1 protein-coding gene is annotated in these 708 nt (G+C 29.1%); it reads right to left on the bottom strand.

Annotated elements, in window-relative coordinates; translation table 11 throughout:
• Positions 1 to 460: 460 nt before the first annotated feature.
• The coding region (locus tag ACFIO3_RS14750) for a hypothetical protein (RefSeq protein ID WP_375704745.1) at positions 461 to 708 on the bottom strand (248 nt) is incomplete at its 5' end.

The raw sequence follows: 708 nt of genomic DNA, 5'->3' as shown, positions 1-708 counted from the left end.
TGGCTTCAACCTGCTCCATAATTATTCTCGGTATTTGTAGCCTTATCATGATACAATTGAATGATTTAAATCATATAGTACTTTGAAGTATGCATTAATTGTTTCTTTTTTAATGGAGTATATAATAAATCAAAGATTTACTAATATCAAAAACAGTTCTTTCATAAAATCAGCAAAAATTCTAAAAATTTGCTTATTATCCTATATTCTATACAAAAAATTGAAAATGCTACGATATGAAGTGAAAACTATCGAATTTGCTTTTTCAATAAGCTTTTCAATCTATAGTGATTTGCAACGGTATAGTATTCAATATGGAACGCATACAAAATAATGCTCTTTATTTCAGATCTAATTAAGTTAATTTTTTTATAGAAGACTGATAGAATATGTTCTTTAATGAAGTCATCCTTCTCACGAAGAGAAAATACCTAAAACAGAACATATTTATGTTGCTCATTCACCTGCTTGTAAAAAAATACCTCTCAAGGCACATGAACTCCCTTTCAAGGCTGTGCCTGTGAATAATATAATATAAAATCCCTATAAAGTGTATAAAATACATTATGCACCTCCCTCTTCGCTTCATAAAGTCACAAGCCTCTAATATCAAACTCTTGCTAACTCCCAATATTGCAACAGCTCTTGCATTTAAATGGTTTATGAGAGAAATTTTACTCTTTTCTTCAATACTTTTATCTACACTCC

The sequence above is a fragment of the Bartonella sp. AD328YNZD genome (genome assembly GCF_042196425.1).
This window is presented reverse-complemented; position numbering and strand designations above follow the sequence as displayed.